Origin of the sequence: Mesorhizobium album, assembly GCF_033977205.1 — a bacterium.
GTDB classification, from domain to species: Bacteria; Pseudomonadota; Alphaproteobacteria; order Rhizobiales; family Rhizobiaceae; genus Mesorhizobium; species Mesorhizobium album.
Window position 1 is genome coordinate 96,239 of the sequence record NZ_JAVIIW010000019.1, and the last position, 15,199, is coordinate 111,437.

General features: G+C 63.4%; 17 protein-coding genes. 5 read left to right on the plus strand and 12 right to left on the minus strand.

What is annotated here, in order from left to right; genetic code table 11:
- Positions 1-93: 93 nt before the first annotated feature.
- The 6 genes from RFN28_RS17380 to RFN28_RS17405 form a co-directional block, all read right to left on the minus strand.
- A complete protein-coding gene (locus RFN28_RS17380) occupies positions 94-657 on the minus strand; it encodes a DUF4142 domain-containing protein (protein ID WP_320288525.1) in 564 nt (187 codons plus the stop codon).
- 159 nt (positions 658-816) lie between these two features.
- Positions 817-1,641 (minus strand): carbohydrate ABC transporter permease, encoded by an 825-nt coding sequence (locus tag RFN28_RS17385; protein WP_320288526.1) that lies wholly within the window; start codon positions 1,639-1,641, stop codon positions 817-819.
- A gap of 1 nt (position 1,642) precedes the next feature.
- The gene (locus RFN28_RS17390) at positions 1,643-2,593 is read right to left on the minus strand and encodes a carbohydrate ABC transporter permease (RefSeq protein WP_320288527.1); all 951 of its coding nucleotides are present in this window, start codon (positions 2,591-2,593) and stop codon (positions 1,643-1,645) included.
- Between the two features lie 83 nt (positions 2,594-2,676).
- Positions 2,677-3,945 carry an ABC transporter substrate-binding protein gene (locus RFN28_RS17395; protein WP_320288528.1) on the minus strand — a complete coding sequence of 423 codons (1,269 nt, stop codon included), beginning with the start codon at positions 3,943-3,945 and terminating at the stop codon, positions 2,677-2,679.
- Between the two features lie 500 nt (positions 3,946-4,445).
- On the minus strand, positions 4,446-4,943 hold the full coding sequence (locus RFN28_RS17400; RefSeq protein WP_320288529.1) for a GNAT family N-acetyltransferase: 498 nt from the start codon (positions 4,941-4,943) through the stop codon (positions 4,446-4,448).
- A 43-nt stretch (positions 4,944-4,986) separates the two neighbouring features.
- On the minus strand, positions 4,987-5,946 hold the full coding sequence (locus RFN28_RS17405; protein ID WP_320288530.1) for a transglycosylase SLT domain-containing protein: 960 nt from the start codon (positions 5,944-5,946) through the stop codon (positions 4,987-4,989).
- 175 nt (positions 5,947-6,121) lie between these two features.
- On the opposite strand from RFN28_RS17405, the gene RFN28_RS17410 reads away from it, so the two are divergent.
- The gene (locus RFN28_RS17410; protein WP_320288532.1) at positions 6,122-6,691 is read left to right on the plus strand and encodes a methylated-DNA--[protein]-cysteine S-methyltransferase; all 570 of its coding nucleotides are present in this window, start codon (positions 6,122-6,124) and stop codon (positions 6,689-6,691) included.
- Positions 6,692-6,733: 42 nt separating this feature from the next.
- Here RFN28_RS17410 and RFN28_RS17415 read toward each other — a convergent pair whose 3' ends face one another.
- The gene (locus RFN28_RS17415) at positions 6,734-7,174 is read right to left on the minus strand and encodes a lipid-binding SYLF domain-containing protein (protein WP_320288533.1); all 441 of its coding nucleotides are present in this window, start codon (positions 7,172-7,174) and stop codon (positions 6,734-6,736) included.
- A 151-nt stretch (positions 7,175-7,325) separates the two neighbouring features.
- Positions 7,326-7,655, minus strand: coding sequence for a hypothetical protein (locus RFN28_RS17420; protein WP_320288534.1), 330 nt, complete (start codon positions 7,653-7,655; stop codon positions 7,326-7,328).
- 316 nt (positions 7,656-7,971) lie between these two features.
- On the opposite strand from RFN28_RS17420, the gene RFN28_RS17425 reads away from it, so the two are divergent.
- Both RFN28_RS17425 and RFN28_RS17430 read left to right on the plus strand, forming a co-directional pair.
- The gene (locus RFN28_RS17425; protein WP_040970890.1) at positions 7,972-8,184 is read left to right on the plus strand and encodes a cold-shock protein; all 213 of its coding nucleotides are present in this window, start codon (positions 7,972-7,974) and stop codon (positions 8,182-8,184) included.
- Between the two features lie 338 nt (positions 8,185-8,522).
- Positions 8,523-8,723 carry a hypothetical protein gene (locus RFN28_RS17430; protein WP_320288535.1) on the plus strand — a complete coding sequence of 67 codons (201 nt, stop codon included), beginning with the start codon at positions 8,523-8,525 and terminating at the stop codon, positions 8,721-8,723.
- A 301-nt stretch (positions 8,724-9,024) separates the two neighbouring features.
- On the opposite strand, the gene RFN28_RS17435 is transcribed toward RFN28_RS17430, so the two are convergent.
- The 3 genes from RFN28_RS17435 to RFN28_RS17445 form a co-directional block, all read right to left on the minus strand.
- Positions 9,025-9,633 carry a glutathione S-transferase family protein gene (locus RFN28_RS17435; RefSeq protein ID WP_320288536.1) on the minus strand — a complete coding sequence of 203 codons (609 nt, stop codon included), beginning with the start codon at positions 9,631-9,633 and terminating at the stop codon, positions 9,025-9,027.
- Between the two features lie 83 nt (positions 9,634-9,716).
- A complete protein-coding gene (locus RFN28_RS17440) occupies positions 9,717-10,592 on the minus strand; it encodes an EAL domain-containing protein (protein WP_320288537.1) in 876 nt (291 codons plus the stop codon).
- On the minus strand, positions 10,589-11,488 hold the full coding sequence (locus tag RFN28_RS17445; protein ID WP_320288538.1) for an EAL domain-containing protein: 900 nt from the start codon (positions 11,486-11,488) through the stop codon (positions 10,589-10,591). The genes RFN28_RS17440 and RFN28_RS17445 overlap by 4 nt, the downstream gene beginning before the upstream one ends.
- Before the next feature lie 205 nt (positions 11,489-11,693).
- Between RFN28_RS17445 and RFN28_RS17450 the strand changes: the two genes are divergently transcribed.
- The gene (locus tag RFN28_RS17450; protein WP_320288539.1) at positions 11,694-12,896 is read left to right on the plus strand and encodes a pyridoxal phosphate-dependent aminotransferase; all 1,203 of its coding nucleotides are present in this window, start codon (positions 11,694-11,696) and stop codon (positions 12,894-12,896) included.
- Between the two features lie 66 nt (positions 12,897-12,962).
- Here RFN28_RS17450 and RFN28_RS17455 read toward each other — a convergent pair whose 3' ends face one another.
- On the minus strand, positions 12,963-13,358 hold the full coding sequence (locus RFN28_RS17455) for a (R)-mandelonitrile lyase (protein WP_320288540.1): 396 nt from the start codon (positions 13,356-13,358) through the stop codon (positions 12,963-12,965).
- Positions 13,359-13,667: 309 nt separating this feature from the next.
- On the opposite strand from RFN28_RS17455, the gene RFN28_RS17460 reads away from it, so the two are divergent.
- Entirely contained in the window at positions 13,668-15,197 is a 1,530-nt protein-coding gene (locus RFN28_RS17460; RefSeq protein ID WP_320288541.1) for a putative bifunctional diguanylate cyclase/phosphodiesterase, read from the plus strand.
- Positions 15,198-15,199: the final 2 nt, after the last annotated feature.

The window sequence follows — 15,199 nt, forward strand, 5'->3', positions numbered from 1 at the left end:
CCCCGCCGCCTCATTTCTTCCAACACCCCTCATCCGTCTCGGCGCTGCGCGCCGATCCACCTTCTCCCACAAGGGGAGAAGGTAAGGACTGCCTCACCCCTGATGCGCCACCGCCAGATCCTTCGCATGCTTCTCGTGCATCTTCAGCACCGGCAGCTCCTTCTTGGCGAATTCCTTGACCGCCGGGTCGTCGCCCGATTTCGCATAGGTGCTGAACAGCGCGACAGCGTCTTTGTGCGCGTCGGTCTGCATCTTGATGTATTTCTGGTCGAAGTCCTTGCCGCTCGCGCTCTTCAATTCGCCGAGCATCTGCTGCTCCCTGGGCTGCAGCGCGGCATCGGAGGGCTTGATCGACGAGGTGGTCTGGCCCTGGCTCAGCGCCGCCTTGAAATCCTCGCCGATCTTGGTGTGGTCGGCAATCATCTTGGCGGCGAAGGCCTTGACGTCGGCGGACGACGATTTCTCCTGCGCCAGCTTGCTCGACTGGATCTCGAATTCGTTGGCGTTGGGCACGGTGGCGACGAAGGTCTGCGTGTCGACCTTGTCCTCGGTCACCATGGGGCCGACCGCGTCCGGGCTGGTATCGTTCGACTGGGCAAAAGCGGCCGGCGCGCCGGCAAGCAGGGCGACTGCGGCCAGGGGCAGAAGCGTTCTCATCTGATGTCTCCAATCAGCCCCTCGGATACCCAAACGCGGAATGGGCTTGCGGGTTGCGCTTAGAGCGTTTCACCGTTTCACGGAAACGGCGAAACGCTCCATCTCCTTGTTTTGACGCAATTCCGGACGGAAAACCGCTCACACTTTTCCTGGAATTGCTTAGCCCTTGACGCCGCCCGCGGTGAGGCCGGAGACGATCTTGCGCTGGAAGATCAGCACCAGCACCACCAGCGGCACTGTGACGATCACCGACGCCGCCATGATGTTGCCCCAGGGGATCTCGAACTGCGAGGAACCGGAAAGCAGCGCGATCGCCACCGGCACGGTGCGCTGCGCATCGTTGGAGGTGAAGGTCAACGCAAAGAGGAACTCGTTCCAGGCGCCGATGAAGGCGAGCAGCCCCGTCGTCGCCAATGCCGGCCACATCAGCGGCAGGAAGACGCGGGTGATGATGATCCAGGGCGTCGCGCCATCGAGGATCGCCGCTTCCTCGATCTCGACCGGCAGGTCGCGAACGAAGGTGGTGAGCACCCAGACGGTGAACGGCAGAGTGAAGATCATGTAGGAAAAGATCAGCGCCAGGAGCGAATTGTAGAGGCCGGCCCAGCGGATCATCTCGAACAGGCCGGCCAGCACCGCCACCTGCGGGAACATCGAAACCGACAGGATGCCGAGCATCAGCGCCGAGCGGCCGCGGAAGCGGATGCGCGCCAGCGAATAGGCGGCGGTGACGCCGAGCAGCAGCGAGATCAGCACGACCGCGCCCGAGACGACCAGCGAGTTCACGAGGTTGCGCACGAAGGTGCCTTGGGTCAGCACGTTGGTGTAATTGGCAAGGCTGAGCGACTTCGGCCACAGGCTCGCCTCGAAGAGCTCGGTTCCCGATTTCAGGCTGGTGACGATGGCGTAATAGAACGGGAAGACGGCGACGAAGACGATTCCCCCCACCAGCAGGTAGAAGGCCGCGCGCCTGGCGATCCACATGTCAGCGGCCTCCTTCCAGGCTTATCCGCGCGATGCGGATGTAGGAAATGGTAAGCAGCGCGAGGATGAGGAACAGCAGCGTCGAGGCGGCCGACCCATAGGCGAACTTGTCGAACTCGAACAGGTTTTCGCGCGCAAACACCGACATCGACTTGGTGTGCACATTGTTGGGCGTCAGCACATAGATCAGGTCGAAGATGCGCAGCGCGTCGAGCGCGCGGAAGATGACGGCCACCATCACCGCCGGGCGGATGAGCGGCAAGGTCACCCACCAGAAGACCTGCCACGGACTGGCGCCGTCGAGTTTTGCCACCTCGATGATCTCGCGCGGCAGCATCTGCAGCGCGGCAAGGATCAGCAGCGTCATGAACGGCGTCGTCTTCCAGATGTCGACGATCAGCACCGCGACCATCGCCGTGTCGGCGCTGGCGGTCCAGGCGATCTTACTGCTGATCAGACCGAGGTTGAGCAGCACGACGTTGATGATGCCGAACTGGTCGTTGAGCATCCATTGCCACATCTTGGCCGAGACAATGGTCGGGATCGCCCAGGGAATGAGGATCGCCGCCCTGACGATGCCGCGGCCGGGGAACTCGGCGTTGAGCACGAGCGCCACGATCATGCCGAGGATCGTCTCGCAGGTCACCGAGGCCGCGGTGAAGAGCACCGTGTTCCACACGGCCCGCCACCACACCGGATCGACGAGCAGCCCGTCATAGATCGTTCGGCCGCTCGGCATGCTGAGCATAGAGAAATAGTTGGCAAAGCCCACCCATTGGCGGGCGTCGAGGTCGGAAAGCGAGGCGTCGGTGAAGCTGAAATAGACGGTGCGGATGAGCGGCCAGCCGGCAACGGCGGCAAGCACCAGAAGCATCGGCGTGAGAAACAGCAAGGCCGAGCGCACGCGCTGGCGCATCAGCCGCGAGCGTGGGCGCCTGGCCGTCCCGGACATCGATCCCGCTTTTGCCGCGGAAGACTCGCCTGCGCCCGCTCTGCCGGCACTGGCGGTTGAGCCGGCCCCTGCCGGCGCTGCGCTCACCAGGCGCTGCCCTTCAGCTTGGTCAGCGTCACTTCGAGATCGCCGAGGTTGTCGGCGGCGCTGCCTTCACCGGACAAGGTCTTGTGCACGGCGGTCCAGAACTGGCTCGACGCCTCGTTGTACTTGATCTTGACCGTCGCCGAGGGGCGCGGCGCCGCATTGAGGAAGACTTCTTTCCAGCGCGGGATGATCGGCTGCTCCTTGGCGATGTCGGCATCGTCATAGAGCGCCTGGATGGTCGGCAGGTTGGATGTCCTCAGCGTCCGGTATTTCTGCATCTCGGGCGAGGCGATGAACTTGACCAGCTCGATCGCCGCGTCCTGATGCTTCGAATATTTGGAGACCGCGAGGTTCCAGCCGCCGAGCGTCGCGACCGGCCGCGCGCCTTCGCCCGAGCCTGCCGGCAGCGGCGCCACGTCGAACTTGCCCTTGATCGGCGCGTCCGCGCCATTGCCCAGCGCATAGGCATAGGGCCAGTTGCGCATGAAGACGGCGTTGCCGGTCTGCCAGACGCCGCGCGATTCCTCTTCCTGGTAGGCGAGCACGCCCGGCGGCGAGATGGTGCCGATCCATCCCTTGACCATGTCGAGCGCGGCCGCGGCTTTCGGATTGTTGATCGAGATCGTGCCGTCCGGCTCGATGATCTCACCGCCGCCATTCGACATCACCCATTCGAGCGCGTCGCAGGTCAGGCCCTCGTAAGCGTTGCCCTGGAAGACGAAGCCCCAGATATCCTTGTTGCCGGTGGCCCGCTCCTTGTCCATGACGAGCTTGGCGGTGTCGGCCAGTTCCTTCCAGGTGGTCGGCACCTTGGCGCCGTATTTGTCGAGGAGGTCCTTGCGGTAGTAGAGCGCCGGCGCGTCGGTGAAGATCGGCAGCGCCACCAGCTTGCCGTTGACGGTCTGCGACTGGATGATCGACGGGAAATGCGCGCCCACGACATCCTTGGTCGCCTCGGTCAGGTCGACGAGTTGCGCGGCGAGCTGCGGCGCCCAGATAACGTCGGTCTGGTAGACGTCGATGTCGGTGTTTCCGGCCGCGAGCCACAGCTTGTACTGGCCGAACTGGTCGGTCGTCGACGGCGGCATCTGGACGATGCTGACCTTGTTGCCGCTCTGCTTCTCGTAGCGGTCGAGTATCTCGCGGAGCACCTTGATGCCGTTGCCGGTGTCGCCCGACACGATCGACAGGTCGACCGCGCGGGCCGGCGCGACCGTCATCATGGCGCCCACTGCAAACGCAAGAAATGCGTGAAGAAGCTTCATGGCGGTGGACCTCCCTTTGGAGCTACCGACGGCGCGCCGACAGCCTGCAGATGCCCACCCAGCACTTGAATGCGGAGCCCCGCTTTGGGTTCCAACATGAGCCATTCGGCATGAATCAGCGGAGTATCGGTCGCTGACCGAGCCGCGGTGCAATCTGGCTGGATGGGTGGGCGGATTTCAAACGAAAGCGGGCGGGCTCCGAAACCCGCCGCCCCGGAGCCCGCCTTGGAGTGGCTGACGCATGCCGGCACAGCCCTCTCCGACGCCTTGCCAGCGTCGATCCGCCGATCGGCCGCCCGGCACCACGACGCATTAGCATGTCCTAACGTCAGCCTGTGTGAAGCGGTTCACAATGCCGCCGCGCATTCGGTTACCGCGGACGGATACTGAGAAGCACTAAAGCACGTCGCGATCTTTCAGATTCGCTCCATGCGCTTTAGGTTTTTGATTTTACGCATGTCTTTATCCCGAAACCGGTTCCCACTTTCGGGAGACATGCTTTAGCCTTCCCAGGCGACCGGGATCATGCCGAGCCGTTCGTAAAGCCTGAAGGCCGGAGCGTTCTTCACCGTGTCGGTCTTGAGGTCGACATGGGCAGCACCCCTGTCCCGGAAGGTCAGGAAGGCATGCCGCATCAGCGCTTCGCCGATGCCCTGCCTTCTGGAGCCCGGATGGACGGCGAGGTCCTTGACGAAGGCTGAGGTCCAGCAGAGTGCCGCGGCTGCCAGCAGGCCCTTGGCGTCGATGACCAGGAAGCAGAGGTCGGGATCGAACTCGGCATCGCCGGAGATGCGCTGCCACCAGTCCTCGAACGGACCTTCGGCGCCGTCGTCGAGCGCCTCTTCCAGAAGCGCGTGCAGGGCGTGCGCATCCCTATGCTCGAACGGCCGCATGATGAAGCCTTCCGGCCAAAGCGGCGCGGTTAGCCCCTCGTCCAGAATCTTGCGAAGGCGGATGTCGTTCGGGGCGGCTGGCCCGCGGCTTTTATTCTCATGCATGCAACTGCCCCAAACGGATGGGACGTGCGTCAGCCGCTAGCGCTCAGGCGCCTGGCTGCAGGCGGGCGCGGTCGACGCCGAGGCCCGTTTGCTCTAGCAGGCCCTTGCGTTTGGCGTCGTAGTAATAACCGGTTTGGTAAAGCACGTCGGCGCGCTTGGCGTTGCCGCCGGAGACCAGCCAGGCGCCGCGCAGATATTTGACCGCGTATTTGAGATTGGTCTCGGCGTCGAACAGGCCGCTCGCCGGCCCATAATAGCCCATGCCGCGCGCCGTCGCGTGCTTGATCTGCATCAGTCCCCAATGGCCGTGATTGTAGGCTTTCGGGTTGAAGGTGCTCTCGCGGTTGACGACATGGCGCACCAGATCGACCGGCACCTCATAGATCGCCGAATATTTCTCGATCAGGCGCTCGATCTCGGCACGCGGGCCGCTTGCGTGCTGCTCGGGCTGGTCCGGCTGAGCAAGCAGCGCCGGGTTCTGCGGCACCACATAGGCGGCCTGCTGGACGCCGGGCATGGGAGCGACCTTCGCCGACTGGCCGGTGACGGGCATGGCAACACCGGCTCTGGCGTAGGCGGCAGCCACCTTGAGCGAACCGGGGCCGGTCGGCGAGGCGCCGGCCATCAGCACCGGCGGTGGCGGGAACTTGCCGGCGAGGGGTGTGGATCCCGCAAACGCGACAGGCTGTGCCGGCGGAGGCAATTGCGCGCCGGGCTGCGCGGGTGGGGGCAGTGCCGCGCCGGGCTGCACCGGAGCTCCGGCGGCTGGCGTGGCGGCATCGCCCGTCAACGCAGCAGTTTGCACGGGAACCAGGCCGGAAGATTCTGGCAGCACGGCCACCGTTTCGGGCAGTGCGACCGTCGGTGTGTCGTCCTCGACGGCCGGCGTCGAAGCCGCCGCAAGCGCCGGCGTGGCCTTCATCTGCGAGGTCGAGGTACAGCCGCTGAGGCCGGCGGCAGCAACGATCACGCCGATCGCGGTGAGAATGATTTTCGCTGCCAAGCCCTGCAGGTCCGGTTGTCGGTTGTTAAGGAGTCCTTACACCAGCGATTCCTCGTGGGCAATCAGGGCCACCAGGCGGTTTTCGGGTGGCGAGGCTCGGAGCAAGCTGCGATATTGTTCCCTATCTGTACTGGAGATGTACCCATTTTTCGCAGTTTGCGGAAAGGAGAGCACCATGAAAACCGCATCACCGATCACGGCCGGCCACGCAGTGTTAGAAACAGTGATCGGCTTCATGGGCATTGCCTGGAGCGAAAAGGGCCTGATCCGGCTCTGCCTGCCCGAGCGCAGCCGCGAGGCCGTCGAGCGCAGGCTGTTTCGCCATGCTGGCGTCTCGAGCTCCACCGAGCAGCCGCAATGGGTGGTCGAATTGATCGCGTCGATCAAGGCTTATGCGGCCGGAGAGGATGTCGATTTCTCCGGCGTGCCGGTCGACCTCGATGGCGTCGACGATTTCCGTCTCGCCATCTATGACGAAGCGCGCAAGCTCGGCTTCGGCGAGACCACCACCTATGGCGAGTTGGCCAAGCGCGCCGGCCATGCCGGGCTTGCCCGCGAAACGGGTGCGGCGCTCGGCGCCAACCCGGTACCGCTGGTCATCCCCTGCCACCGCATCCTTGCCGCGGGCGGCAAGATCGGCGGCTTCTCGGCGCCCGGCGGCTCGGCCACCAAGGAGAGGATGCTGGCCATGGAAGGCGTGCGCGTCGGCCCGCCGCCGGACGCGCAGGCTTCATTCGCGTTCTGACTAAGGCCAAGTCTCAGAGCAATTCCAAGGGAGTGACGGCCCTTACCTCAGCGCGATGCTCATGCCGCTGAGATCGGCGTTGACTTGCAGGCCTACCTGCCTGCCTGTGAGTTGGAGTTGGGCGCCCTTGTCATTGGTCATCACGATGACCTGGGCCCCTCTGCCGAGCGCGCCGCCACCGCCCGCCGCGCCGTATACCCCCGTCACATCCCGGGCGCGGCGTATGTGGCGCACGGTGCCTTGGAAATAGGTCTTGGAGGCACCGAAGGCGAGGCCGCCCGAGATGCCGCCGACCGAGATGGGATAGCGGCGACCATGGAAGGTCAGCGTGCCCTCGCCTCCGGCACCACCGATAAAAAAGGCCGCCTTGTAGACGGCGAAGCGGATCGAGCCGCTGTCGGCATGCGCGGCGCTGGCAAGGCTGACTCCCGCGGCGGCAATAACCGCAACCGCGACCGAACGAAATCCGGACGAAATTTTCATGATGAGAACTCCTAAAGGTCGCCGCTTACCCAGCTGGCGGGGCACGTCAATATCAAAGTCATAGCTGAACAGTCTCGCCGGTTATTGGTTCCAAGCACGCGGCCTGAATCGGTTGCGAGAAGACCGCCACGAAACGAGGCCGATGGCGACTCTAGCGGTGCGGGAAGAGGCGACGTCGAAAATGCCGATCGAACTCTGGCCGCTTGCAGATGAAGACCGGGCAGGACCTGGTGTCGGCGCTCGGCACATAGGCCCGCGCCCTCACCTCACCCATGTCGCAAAAACGCTCGTCGCGCACATAGCGGTCATAGAGCGGCAGTCCCGGCACGCGTGTCGACTGATAGCGCAGGATGACCGCGCCCTGGCTGGCGATCGTTGCCTGCACCCTGCCACAGCTCATGCGCGTCGGGTCGTAGCGCGAGACGGCCTGCGCCTCGGCGGCCACAAGCGTCAGGCAGGCGGCAAGCAGAATTCTCTTCATGGTCCTCTCCCAAACCGCGACGGCGCCAAAACCGCGACGCGCCAAAACCGCGACGGCGCGCGTGCCGTCTCCCCCACAACGTGCGCCTGGCCTCGAAGCTTCCATGCGATTGGGGCGGCCGTTTGGCGGCCCCGGCGCCTTCCCGCCGTGCCATCTTGTTTTCTTCCGCAAACCACCCTATATCGGCGTGATTGAATTTGGCCGATCGATCGGGCCTCGCGATCTTCGCGTTTGCTGACGTCTATCTCCAAAATTTCGATGCCACCGGCCGGGCTTTTGGTCCGGTCAAACGAAGCAAATGTGAAGGGCATTTTACATGGCAACTGGTACGGTCAAGTGGTTCAACGCCACCAAGGGCTACGGCTTCATCCAGCCCGACAACGGCGGCGCGGACGTTTTCGTCCACATCTCCGCCGTCGAGCGCGCTGGCATGACCACCCTCGTTGAAGGCCAGAAGATCAACTTCGAGATCGAGCAGGACCGCCGCACCGGCAAGTCCGCTGCTGGATCTCTGAGCAAGGCAGCCTGATTTGGCGCTAGCATTTTGCAGCCAAGGCGTAATCGCCTGGCGTTGCACAAATGCGGCTAGTTAGCGACGCGCACTGGGCGAGAGCCTGGGGCGCGCGGCAAGTCACGGATGTACTGACGGTCGCGCGATAAGCGTGCCGGAGCGGAAGGACCCGACAAGCCGAAGCAGCAGATTGCTGCCGGCCCGGCCCCCAATGCTCCCGGTCAGGCTACCGGCATAGGAAGGCGGGCATTGTCCCGCCTTTTTTGTTGCCTGGAGCAGCGGGCCACTGCCTGGGCCTATGGTTCCACTGTGGCCCACTTTTGGTACTTTTAACCCAATTGTGGTACCAGTTATTGATGACCAAGCTCGAACAGATCGAAAAATCCGTCGCCGAACTGAGCCCTGAAGAACTGAAGGCGTTTGCCGCCTGGTTCGAGGAGCTTCAAGCGGATTTGTGGGATAAACAAATCGAAGCCGACGCAAAAGCGGGTCGGCTGGACAAGCTTGCAGAGCAGGCTCTGACCGACCATCGCGCAGGCCGGACCCGGCCGCTGTGAATCATTTTGCCGTCCCTTCTTTCTGGGAGGCTTACAGCAAATTACGCGAAGCAATCAGGATGAAGGCGGACAGCAGCTTTGCCAAACTGCGTGCTGATCCCTTTCATTCATCGGTGCACTTTAAGCACAGGTTGGACGTTACTGGTCGGCGCGAGTTGACCGCAACTACCGGGCCGTCGCGATCCGTGATCAAGACGATGTGGTCGGCACCCACTCCGAATATGATCGGCTTTTCAAGTAGCCTGCAACGATCGTGACATGATCGCAGCCGTAACCTAAGCGGCGACGGCGTGGAGCAGAGCTAGGGCTGCCACTCCAGCGGCACGTGCCCCTTATCCGCTTCCACCCGCTTCAGCCACTCCACCACGGCCGGATAGGCGTCGAGCTGGAAGCCGCCCTTCCCGGCGGTGTGGGTGTAGGCATAAAGCGCGATGTCGGCGACGCTGTAGGTGCTGCCGGCGAAGAAGACGTTCTGCTCCAGGTGCTTGTTCATCACGCCGAGCGCCTTGTTGCCGCGTTCCAGCGTCTGTGCGAGCCGTTCCGGCGTGGCATCCTTGGCACGCTCGGGAAAGGTGAGCAGCGCCTTGCGCACCGCGATATAGGGCTCGTGGCTGTACTGTTCGAAGAACAGCCACTGATAGGCCAGCGCCCGCTCGTATTTGTCGGTGGGCAGGAAGCGCGTGCCCTCGGCGAGATAGAGCAGGATAGCGTTGGATTCGGCGATGCGCCGGCCGTCGTCGAGCTCGAGCAGCGGCACCATCGCGTTCGGATTCTTGGCGACAAAGTCAGGCTTGCGCGTCTCGCCGGCATGCGAGCTCACCTCGATGCGGGTGAAGGGAATGCCGAGCTTTGCCATCAACAGACGCGGCTTGTAGCAATTGCCGCTGTCGATCATGTCGTAAAGTATCATGGGTCCTCATGCGCGCGTAGACCGGGAAGGCTCTAGCGCGCCGGTGCCGATCTCATCCAGTGATTTGTTTTTAACAGAAAGCATCAGCGGCGTTGATGCAAAGGCACGACCTTATTGTCCAGCTCAAGCAGCGCATCGATCGACAGCGGCTCTTCGTTGAAGATCGTGCCGGCGAGCGCCGGGCGGGCAAGACGGTATCCTTGCAGGAGGTCGACGCCGCCGTCGAGTGCGACGCGCAAATGCGTGGCCTGCTCGATTCCTTCGACCAGCACCTTGGCGCCGCGGTCATGCAGCATCGAGACCAGCGGCCGGAAGAAGCGTTCGGCGGCGGCATGGCGGCAGAACTCGGCGAACCAGCCGCCGTCGATCTTGACGATATCGGGCGACAGCAGGCCGATCCGCTCTTCGGTCGAATGCCCGGTGCCGAAATCGTCGACGGCGATGCGGATGCCGTCACGTCTCATCTCACGCACGAGGCTGGCGAGCACCTGATCGTCGGCCGCCTGTTCGGTGATCTCGCAGACCAGCATGGCCGGATCGAGGCCGAAATCGCCGAGATGCCGGGTCATAAGGCGGATCTCGGCCAGCGCCCGCCCGAGATGATCGTTGATCAGCGGATCGTAGTTGAAGAACAGCGCAAGCCCGTCGATGCCGATGTTGCGGTAGTTGCCGAGATGCAGCATCCGGCACATCGTCTCGACGAACAGCCGGTCCGATGCCGCAACGCTGTCGAAGAAAACCTGCGGCGCGACGGGGTTTGCGACGCGGCGCGGCTCGATCAGCGCTTCGACGGCGACAGGTTTCAGCATCCTGCCCTGCGGCGCGAAGATCGGCTGATAGGCGCTCCACAGCCGGAACTCGCCGTAGACGCCGAACTGGAGGCCGATCTCGTCGGCGAAGATCGCCTCGGCGATATTTCGCCGCCTTTCGGGGCGCCGCCTGTCGGGCCGGGTATTCATGGTTTCACCTTGCGCCCAAACGCCTTGACCGGCCGCGCCGACGGCACCGGGGCGGGACCGGTGGCGGCTGTGGCCTTGCGCTCCTCAGCCGCAGGCATCTCCATGCTCCTGCCGAAGGCGCGAAAACTGGTCGAGGCGATTTCCGGCCTGGCGAGCACGTAGCCTTGCACCATCGAGGCTCCGGATTTTTCGGCAAGCTCGAGCTGCCAGCCTTCCTCGATGCCCTCGAAAACCGTGCGGATGCCCTGGCTTTCGAAACTCGTCACCATCGCGGTCAGCAGCGCGAAGCCGGCCCCGGACTCCATGAGCTGCGTGATCCAGTGGGCGTCGAACTTGACGATGTCCGGTTTCAATTCTTTGATGCGGTTGATGTCGGAATCGTCGGCGCCGTAATCGTCGACGGCGATGCGGAAGCCGTTGGATCTCAGCGCTTCGACGAAGCTGTAGAGCGTCTCCTGCGAGGCCGATTTCTGCTCGGTGACCTCGCAAACGATTCGGCGCGGATCGATGCCGGCTTCATGCAGCACCAGGCGCATGTCGCGCAGCGCCATGTCGGCAATCGAGCGGTCGGTGAACACCGACGGATCGAAATTTATGAAGATGGAAGCCTCTTGCGGCAGACAAGCGCCGGCGTTGAGCAGATGCAGCGTCCTTGTCAGCCCCTCGATATGCAGCCGGTCGCCCGCCGGGCAGGTGCCGAAGAAGCTCATCGGCGACTGCGGCTCGCCGTCGCGGAACGGCCGGATCAGCCCCTCGAAGGCGACGGCCGAAAGCTTGCCTTCGTTGAAGGCGAAGATCGGCTGGAAGGCGCTCTGCAGCGTATAGATGCCCCAGACACCGCTGGAGGTGCCGTCATCATGACGGATGATATGGGCAAGCCCGATGCTGCGCGACAAAGGTCCCTCGCTCCGCCAAGCAAGCGGAATTCAATCTGCGATCCTGCCAGCCAAGGGTTTACCGCTCGTTGATGAATTTTGAGTTGCCGCTCACGCCGGCTTGACCTCTGGCTCATCCGACAATGCTTGCGCTTGCCGAATTGATGCGACATGAGAGGCGCCGCGGCCGCTCCTGGCCGTGCCATTCTGTTGGAGATGATCTGTCATGGCCTTTCTTGCCGACGCCCTTTCCCGCGTGAAGCCTTCCGCGACCATCGCGGTGACGCAGAAAGCGCGCGAGCTGAAAAATGCCGGCCGTGACGTCATCGGCCTCGGCGCCGGCGAACCGGATTTCGACACGCCCGACAACATCAAGAACGCAGCCATCGAGGCGATCCGCCGCGGCGAGACCAAGTATCCGCCGGTTTCCGGCATCGCGCCGCTGCGCGAGGCGATCGCGAAAAAGTTCAAGCGCGAGAACAATCTCGACTACCGGCCGGAGCAGACCATCGTCGGCACCGGCGGCAAGCAGATCCTTTTCAACGCTTTCATGGCGACCCTGAACCCCGGCGACGAGGTCATCATTCCCCGCCCGTATTGGGTGAGCTATCCGGAAATGGTGGCGATCTGCGGCGGCACCTCCGTCTTTGCTGACACCTCGATCGACAACGGCTTCAAGCTGACGCCGGAGGTGCTGGAAAAGGCGATCACGCCGAAGACGAAATGGCTGCTGATGAACTCGCCGTCAAACCCGTCGGGCGCCGCCTACACGCAAGCCGAGCTTCGGGCGCTCGCCGACGTCTTGCTCAAGCACCCGCATGTCTGGACGCTGACCGACGACATGTACGAGCACCTGACCTATGGTGACTTCGTCTTCAAGACCATCGCCGAGGTCGAGCCGAACCTCTACGAGCGCACGCTGACCATGAACGGCGTTTCGAAAGCCTATGCCATGACCGGCTGGCGCATCGGCTACGCCGGCGGCCCTGTGCCGCTGATCAAGGCGATGGACATGATCCAGGGCCAGCAGACCTCGGGCGCTTGCACCATCGCGCAATGGGCTTCGGTCGAGGCGCTCAACGGCCCGCAGGACTTCATCGCGAAGAACAAGGCGATCTTCCAGGGGCGGCGCGACCTCGTCGTCTCGATGCTCAACCAGGCGCGCGGCATCACTTGTCCGTCGCCAGAAGGCGCCTTCTATGTCTATCCCTCCTGTGCCCAGTTGATCGGCAAGAAGACGAAGGCCGGCAAGGTCATCGACAGCGACGAGGCCTTCTGCTCGGAGTTGCTCGACGCCGAGGGCGTTGCCGTGGTGTTCGGCTCGGCCTTCGGCCTCGGCCCGAACTTCCGCATCTCTTACGCGACATCGGACGCGCTGCTGGAGGAAGCCTGTACCCGCATCCAGCGTTTTACGGCGTCGCTGACCTGATCGACGACGCGGCCGCGCGGTAAGAAAACCCGGCTTGATGAGGCCGGGTTTTTTGCTGGGCGGCGATCAGCCGCCATACTGCTCGTCGGAGACTGCTTCAAGCCACTCGGCATGGATGCCGTCGAGCGCCTCCTGCATGGCGACATGCGCCATCGCGGTTTTCGGCCCAGCGCCGTGCCAGTGCTTTTCGCCCGGCGCGAAGGAGATGACGTCGCCGGCCCTGATCACCTCGATCGGCCCGCCCCATGTCTGCGCAAGCCCGGCGCCCGAGGTGACATAGAGCGTCTGGCCGAGCGGGTGCGTATGCCAGTGGGTGCGGGCGCCGGGTTCGAAGCTGACCAGCGTCGCCCTGAGCCGCGCCGGTGCCTCCTTCTCGATGATCGGCGTCTGCAGCACCTTGCCCGTGAAATACTTCTCCGGTGCGGTGATCGTCGGCACGCTGCCGCACGCAATGATCTTCATCGTTCAAATCCTCAATTCGCTGACGAACCGGCGAGCCGCGAGCGCGGCATCTCGCGGCCTAGTTTCATCCTTGCGTGGGGCCGGTGCAATCGATCTTCCAATTGCCGACGGTGACGGCGCCGAACATGCTTCATGTGCTGCCGCAGATCATTTTATTAGCCAATTAAAATACTGTCATAAATTGTTGCTTTTTAACCATAAAATGAGGCGCTCAGTCAGACATCGGAGAATTGGGCAAGGCAGCCATCATGCTCAATGTCTTTTTAACGGCTCGGCTCTAGCCATAGCCTGTGCTGTGGGGGCGCGGACATGAGCATCTTGGCGACAATCAAGGACCATAGCGGCAGGATCTACCGCGGCATCCAGGCGCTGCTTGTCGCGAGCATCGCCGCCACGGCAATTGCCGCCTTTGGCCTGACCGAGGACTCCTCCCGCGCCACGGCTCTCGCCATGTCGGTCGCAGCGACCAGCCTGGCGCTGCTGGTGCTGATGTATATGCGCTCGAGCGTCGTCCAGCGCCTGCAGTCGGCGGCGGCCGCCGAAGCTGAGAAGCACCGTTTTCTCAGCGTCGACGCAATGACCGGCGCAATGACCCGGCGCTATTTCCTCGAAGCGTTGAGCGACAGGCTGGGCACCTTGCGCAACCGGCGGCAGGCGTGCCTGCTTTTGATCGACCTCGATCATTTCAAGCAGCTCAACGACACCTTCGGCCACCAGTTCGGCGACCGCGCCCTGGCTTATCTGGTCAAGGAGGCGGAGCGCATCTTTGCCGACGGCATCATCGGACGGCTGGGCGGCGACGAGTTCGGCGTCATCGTCCCGCATGGCGATGCGGCTGCGATCAACAAGGATGTTCGCCAGCTGCTCGAGGCGATGCGGGCCGGAAAGCGCCATGAAGGCAAGATCATCCCGCTGTCTATCTCGGTAGGGGTTGCGCTTGCGCCGCTGCACGCCTCCAGCCCGACAGAGCTGATGTTGCTTGCCGACCTCGCGCTCTATGAAAGCAAGGCGGCAGGCCGGGGCCGTGTCACTGTCTTCGACGAGGAGATGCAGTCGGACAAACGCTATCGCCGGCTCGTGGAACGCGAGCTGCGCGCCGCCGTCTATCTTGGCGAGCTGGAGCTCCACTATCAGCCGATCGTCAATGCCGAGGGTTCCATCGGCGCGCTCGAGGGATTGATCCGCTGGCGGCATCCCGTTCGCGGCCTGATATCGCCTGCCGAGTTCATCCCGATCGCCGAGCGCTCGACCCTCATCGACATGATCGGCGAGTGGGTCTTCAAGCGTGCCTGCGCCGATATCGGGCATTTTCCGGGGCGGCGCATCTCGATCAACGTCTCCGGCGAGCAGTTGAAGCGCGACGAGATCGTGACGATGTGCGAGCGCGTCTTGCGCGAAACCGGCAGGTCGGCGTCCGAGTTCATCATTGAGATCACCGAGACGGTCGCAACCGCGGCGACGCCGGAAATCCTCAGGCGCCTGGAAGCGTTGCGCGGTCTTGGCTTCCACATCGCGCTCGACGATTTCGGCACCGGCCATTGCGGTTTCAACTATCTCAAGACCTTGCCCATCGACAGCGTCAAGATCGATCGCTCCTACATACGCAGCCTCGCTCACGACCAGGTGGCGCAGATCTTTGTGTCCGCGCTCGCCCAGATCGCGCGCATCCAGGATATCACGATCGTCGCCGAAGGCGTGGAAACGGCAGAGGAGTTCACCCTTGCCCACACGGCCGGCTGCAGCCGCTTCCAGGGCTATTTCTTCGGCAAGCCCGCGCCGCGCGACAAGGCGAGCACGCTTTGCGCTACCGACAGCCGGCAGCTCGCGCTCATCGCCTGACG

Excerpts from the sequence above, each read along its gene's own strand:
- RFN28_RS17380 (WP_320288525.1), bottom strand. The coding sequence starts at position 657 with ATGAGAACGCTTCTGCCCCTGGCCGCAGTCGCCCTGCTTGCCGGCGCG.
- RFN28_RS17385 (WP_320288526.1), bottom strand. The coding sequence starts at position 1,641 with ATGTGGATCGCCAGGCGCGCGGCCTTCTACCTGCTGGTGGGGGGAATC.
- RFN28_RS17390 (WP_320288527.1), bottom strand. The coding sequence starts at position 2,593 with ATGTCCGGGACGGCCAGGCGCCCACGCTCGCGGCTGATGCGCCAGCGC.
- RFN28_RS17395 (WP_320288528.1), bottom strand. The coding sequence starts at position 3,945 with ATGAAGCTTCTTCACGCATTTCTTGCGTTTGCAGTGGGCGCCATGATG.
- RFN28_RS17400 (WP_320288529.1), bottom strand. The coding sequence starts at position 4,943 with ATGCATGAGAATAAAAGCCGCGGGCCAGCCGCCCCGAACGACATCCGC.
- RFN28_RS17410 (WP_320288532.1), top strand. The coding sequence starts at position 6,122 with ATGAAAACCGCATCACCGATCACGGCCGGCCACGCAGTGTTAGAAACA.
- RFN28_RS17415 (WP_320288533.1), bottom strand. The coding sequence starts at position 7,174 with ATGAAAATTTCGTCCGGATTTCGTTCGGTCGCGGTTGCGGTTATTGCC.
- RFN28_RS17420 (WP_320288534.1), bottom strand. The coding sequence starts at position 7,655 with ATGAAGAGAATTCTGCTTGCCGCCTGCCTGACGCTTGTGGCCGCCGAG.
- RFN28_RS17425 (WP_040970890.1), top strand. The coding sequence starts at position 7,972 with ATGGCAACTGGTACGGTCAAGTGGTTCAACGCCACCAAGGGCTACGGC.
- RFN28_RS17430 (WP_320288535.1), top strand. The coding sequence starts at position 8,523 with ATGACCAAGCTCGAACAGATCGAAAAATCCGTCGCCGAACTGAGCCCT.
- RFN28_RS17435 (WP_320288536.1), bottom strand. The coding sequence starts at position 9,633 with ATGATACTTTACGACATGATCGACAGCGGCAATTGCTACAAGCCGCGT.
- RFN28_RS17440 (WP_320288537.1), bottom strand. The coding sequence starts at position 10,592 with ATGAATACCCGGCCCGACAGGCGGCGCCCCGAAAGGCGGCGAAATATC.
- RFN28_RS17450 (WP_320288539.1), top strand. The coding sequence starts at position 11,694 with ATGGCCTTTCTTGCCGACGCCCTTTCCCGCGTGAAGCCTTCCGCGACC.
- RFN28_RS17455 (WP_320288540.1), bottom strand. The coding sequence starts at position 13,358 with ATGAAGATCATTGCGTGCGGCAGCGTGCCGACGATCACCGCACCGGAG.
- RFN28_RS17460 (WP_320288541.1), top strand. The coding sequence starts at position 13,668 with ATGAGCATCTTGGCGACAATCAAGGACCATAGCGGCAGGATCTACCGC.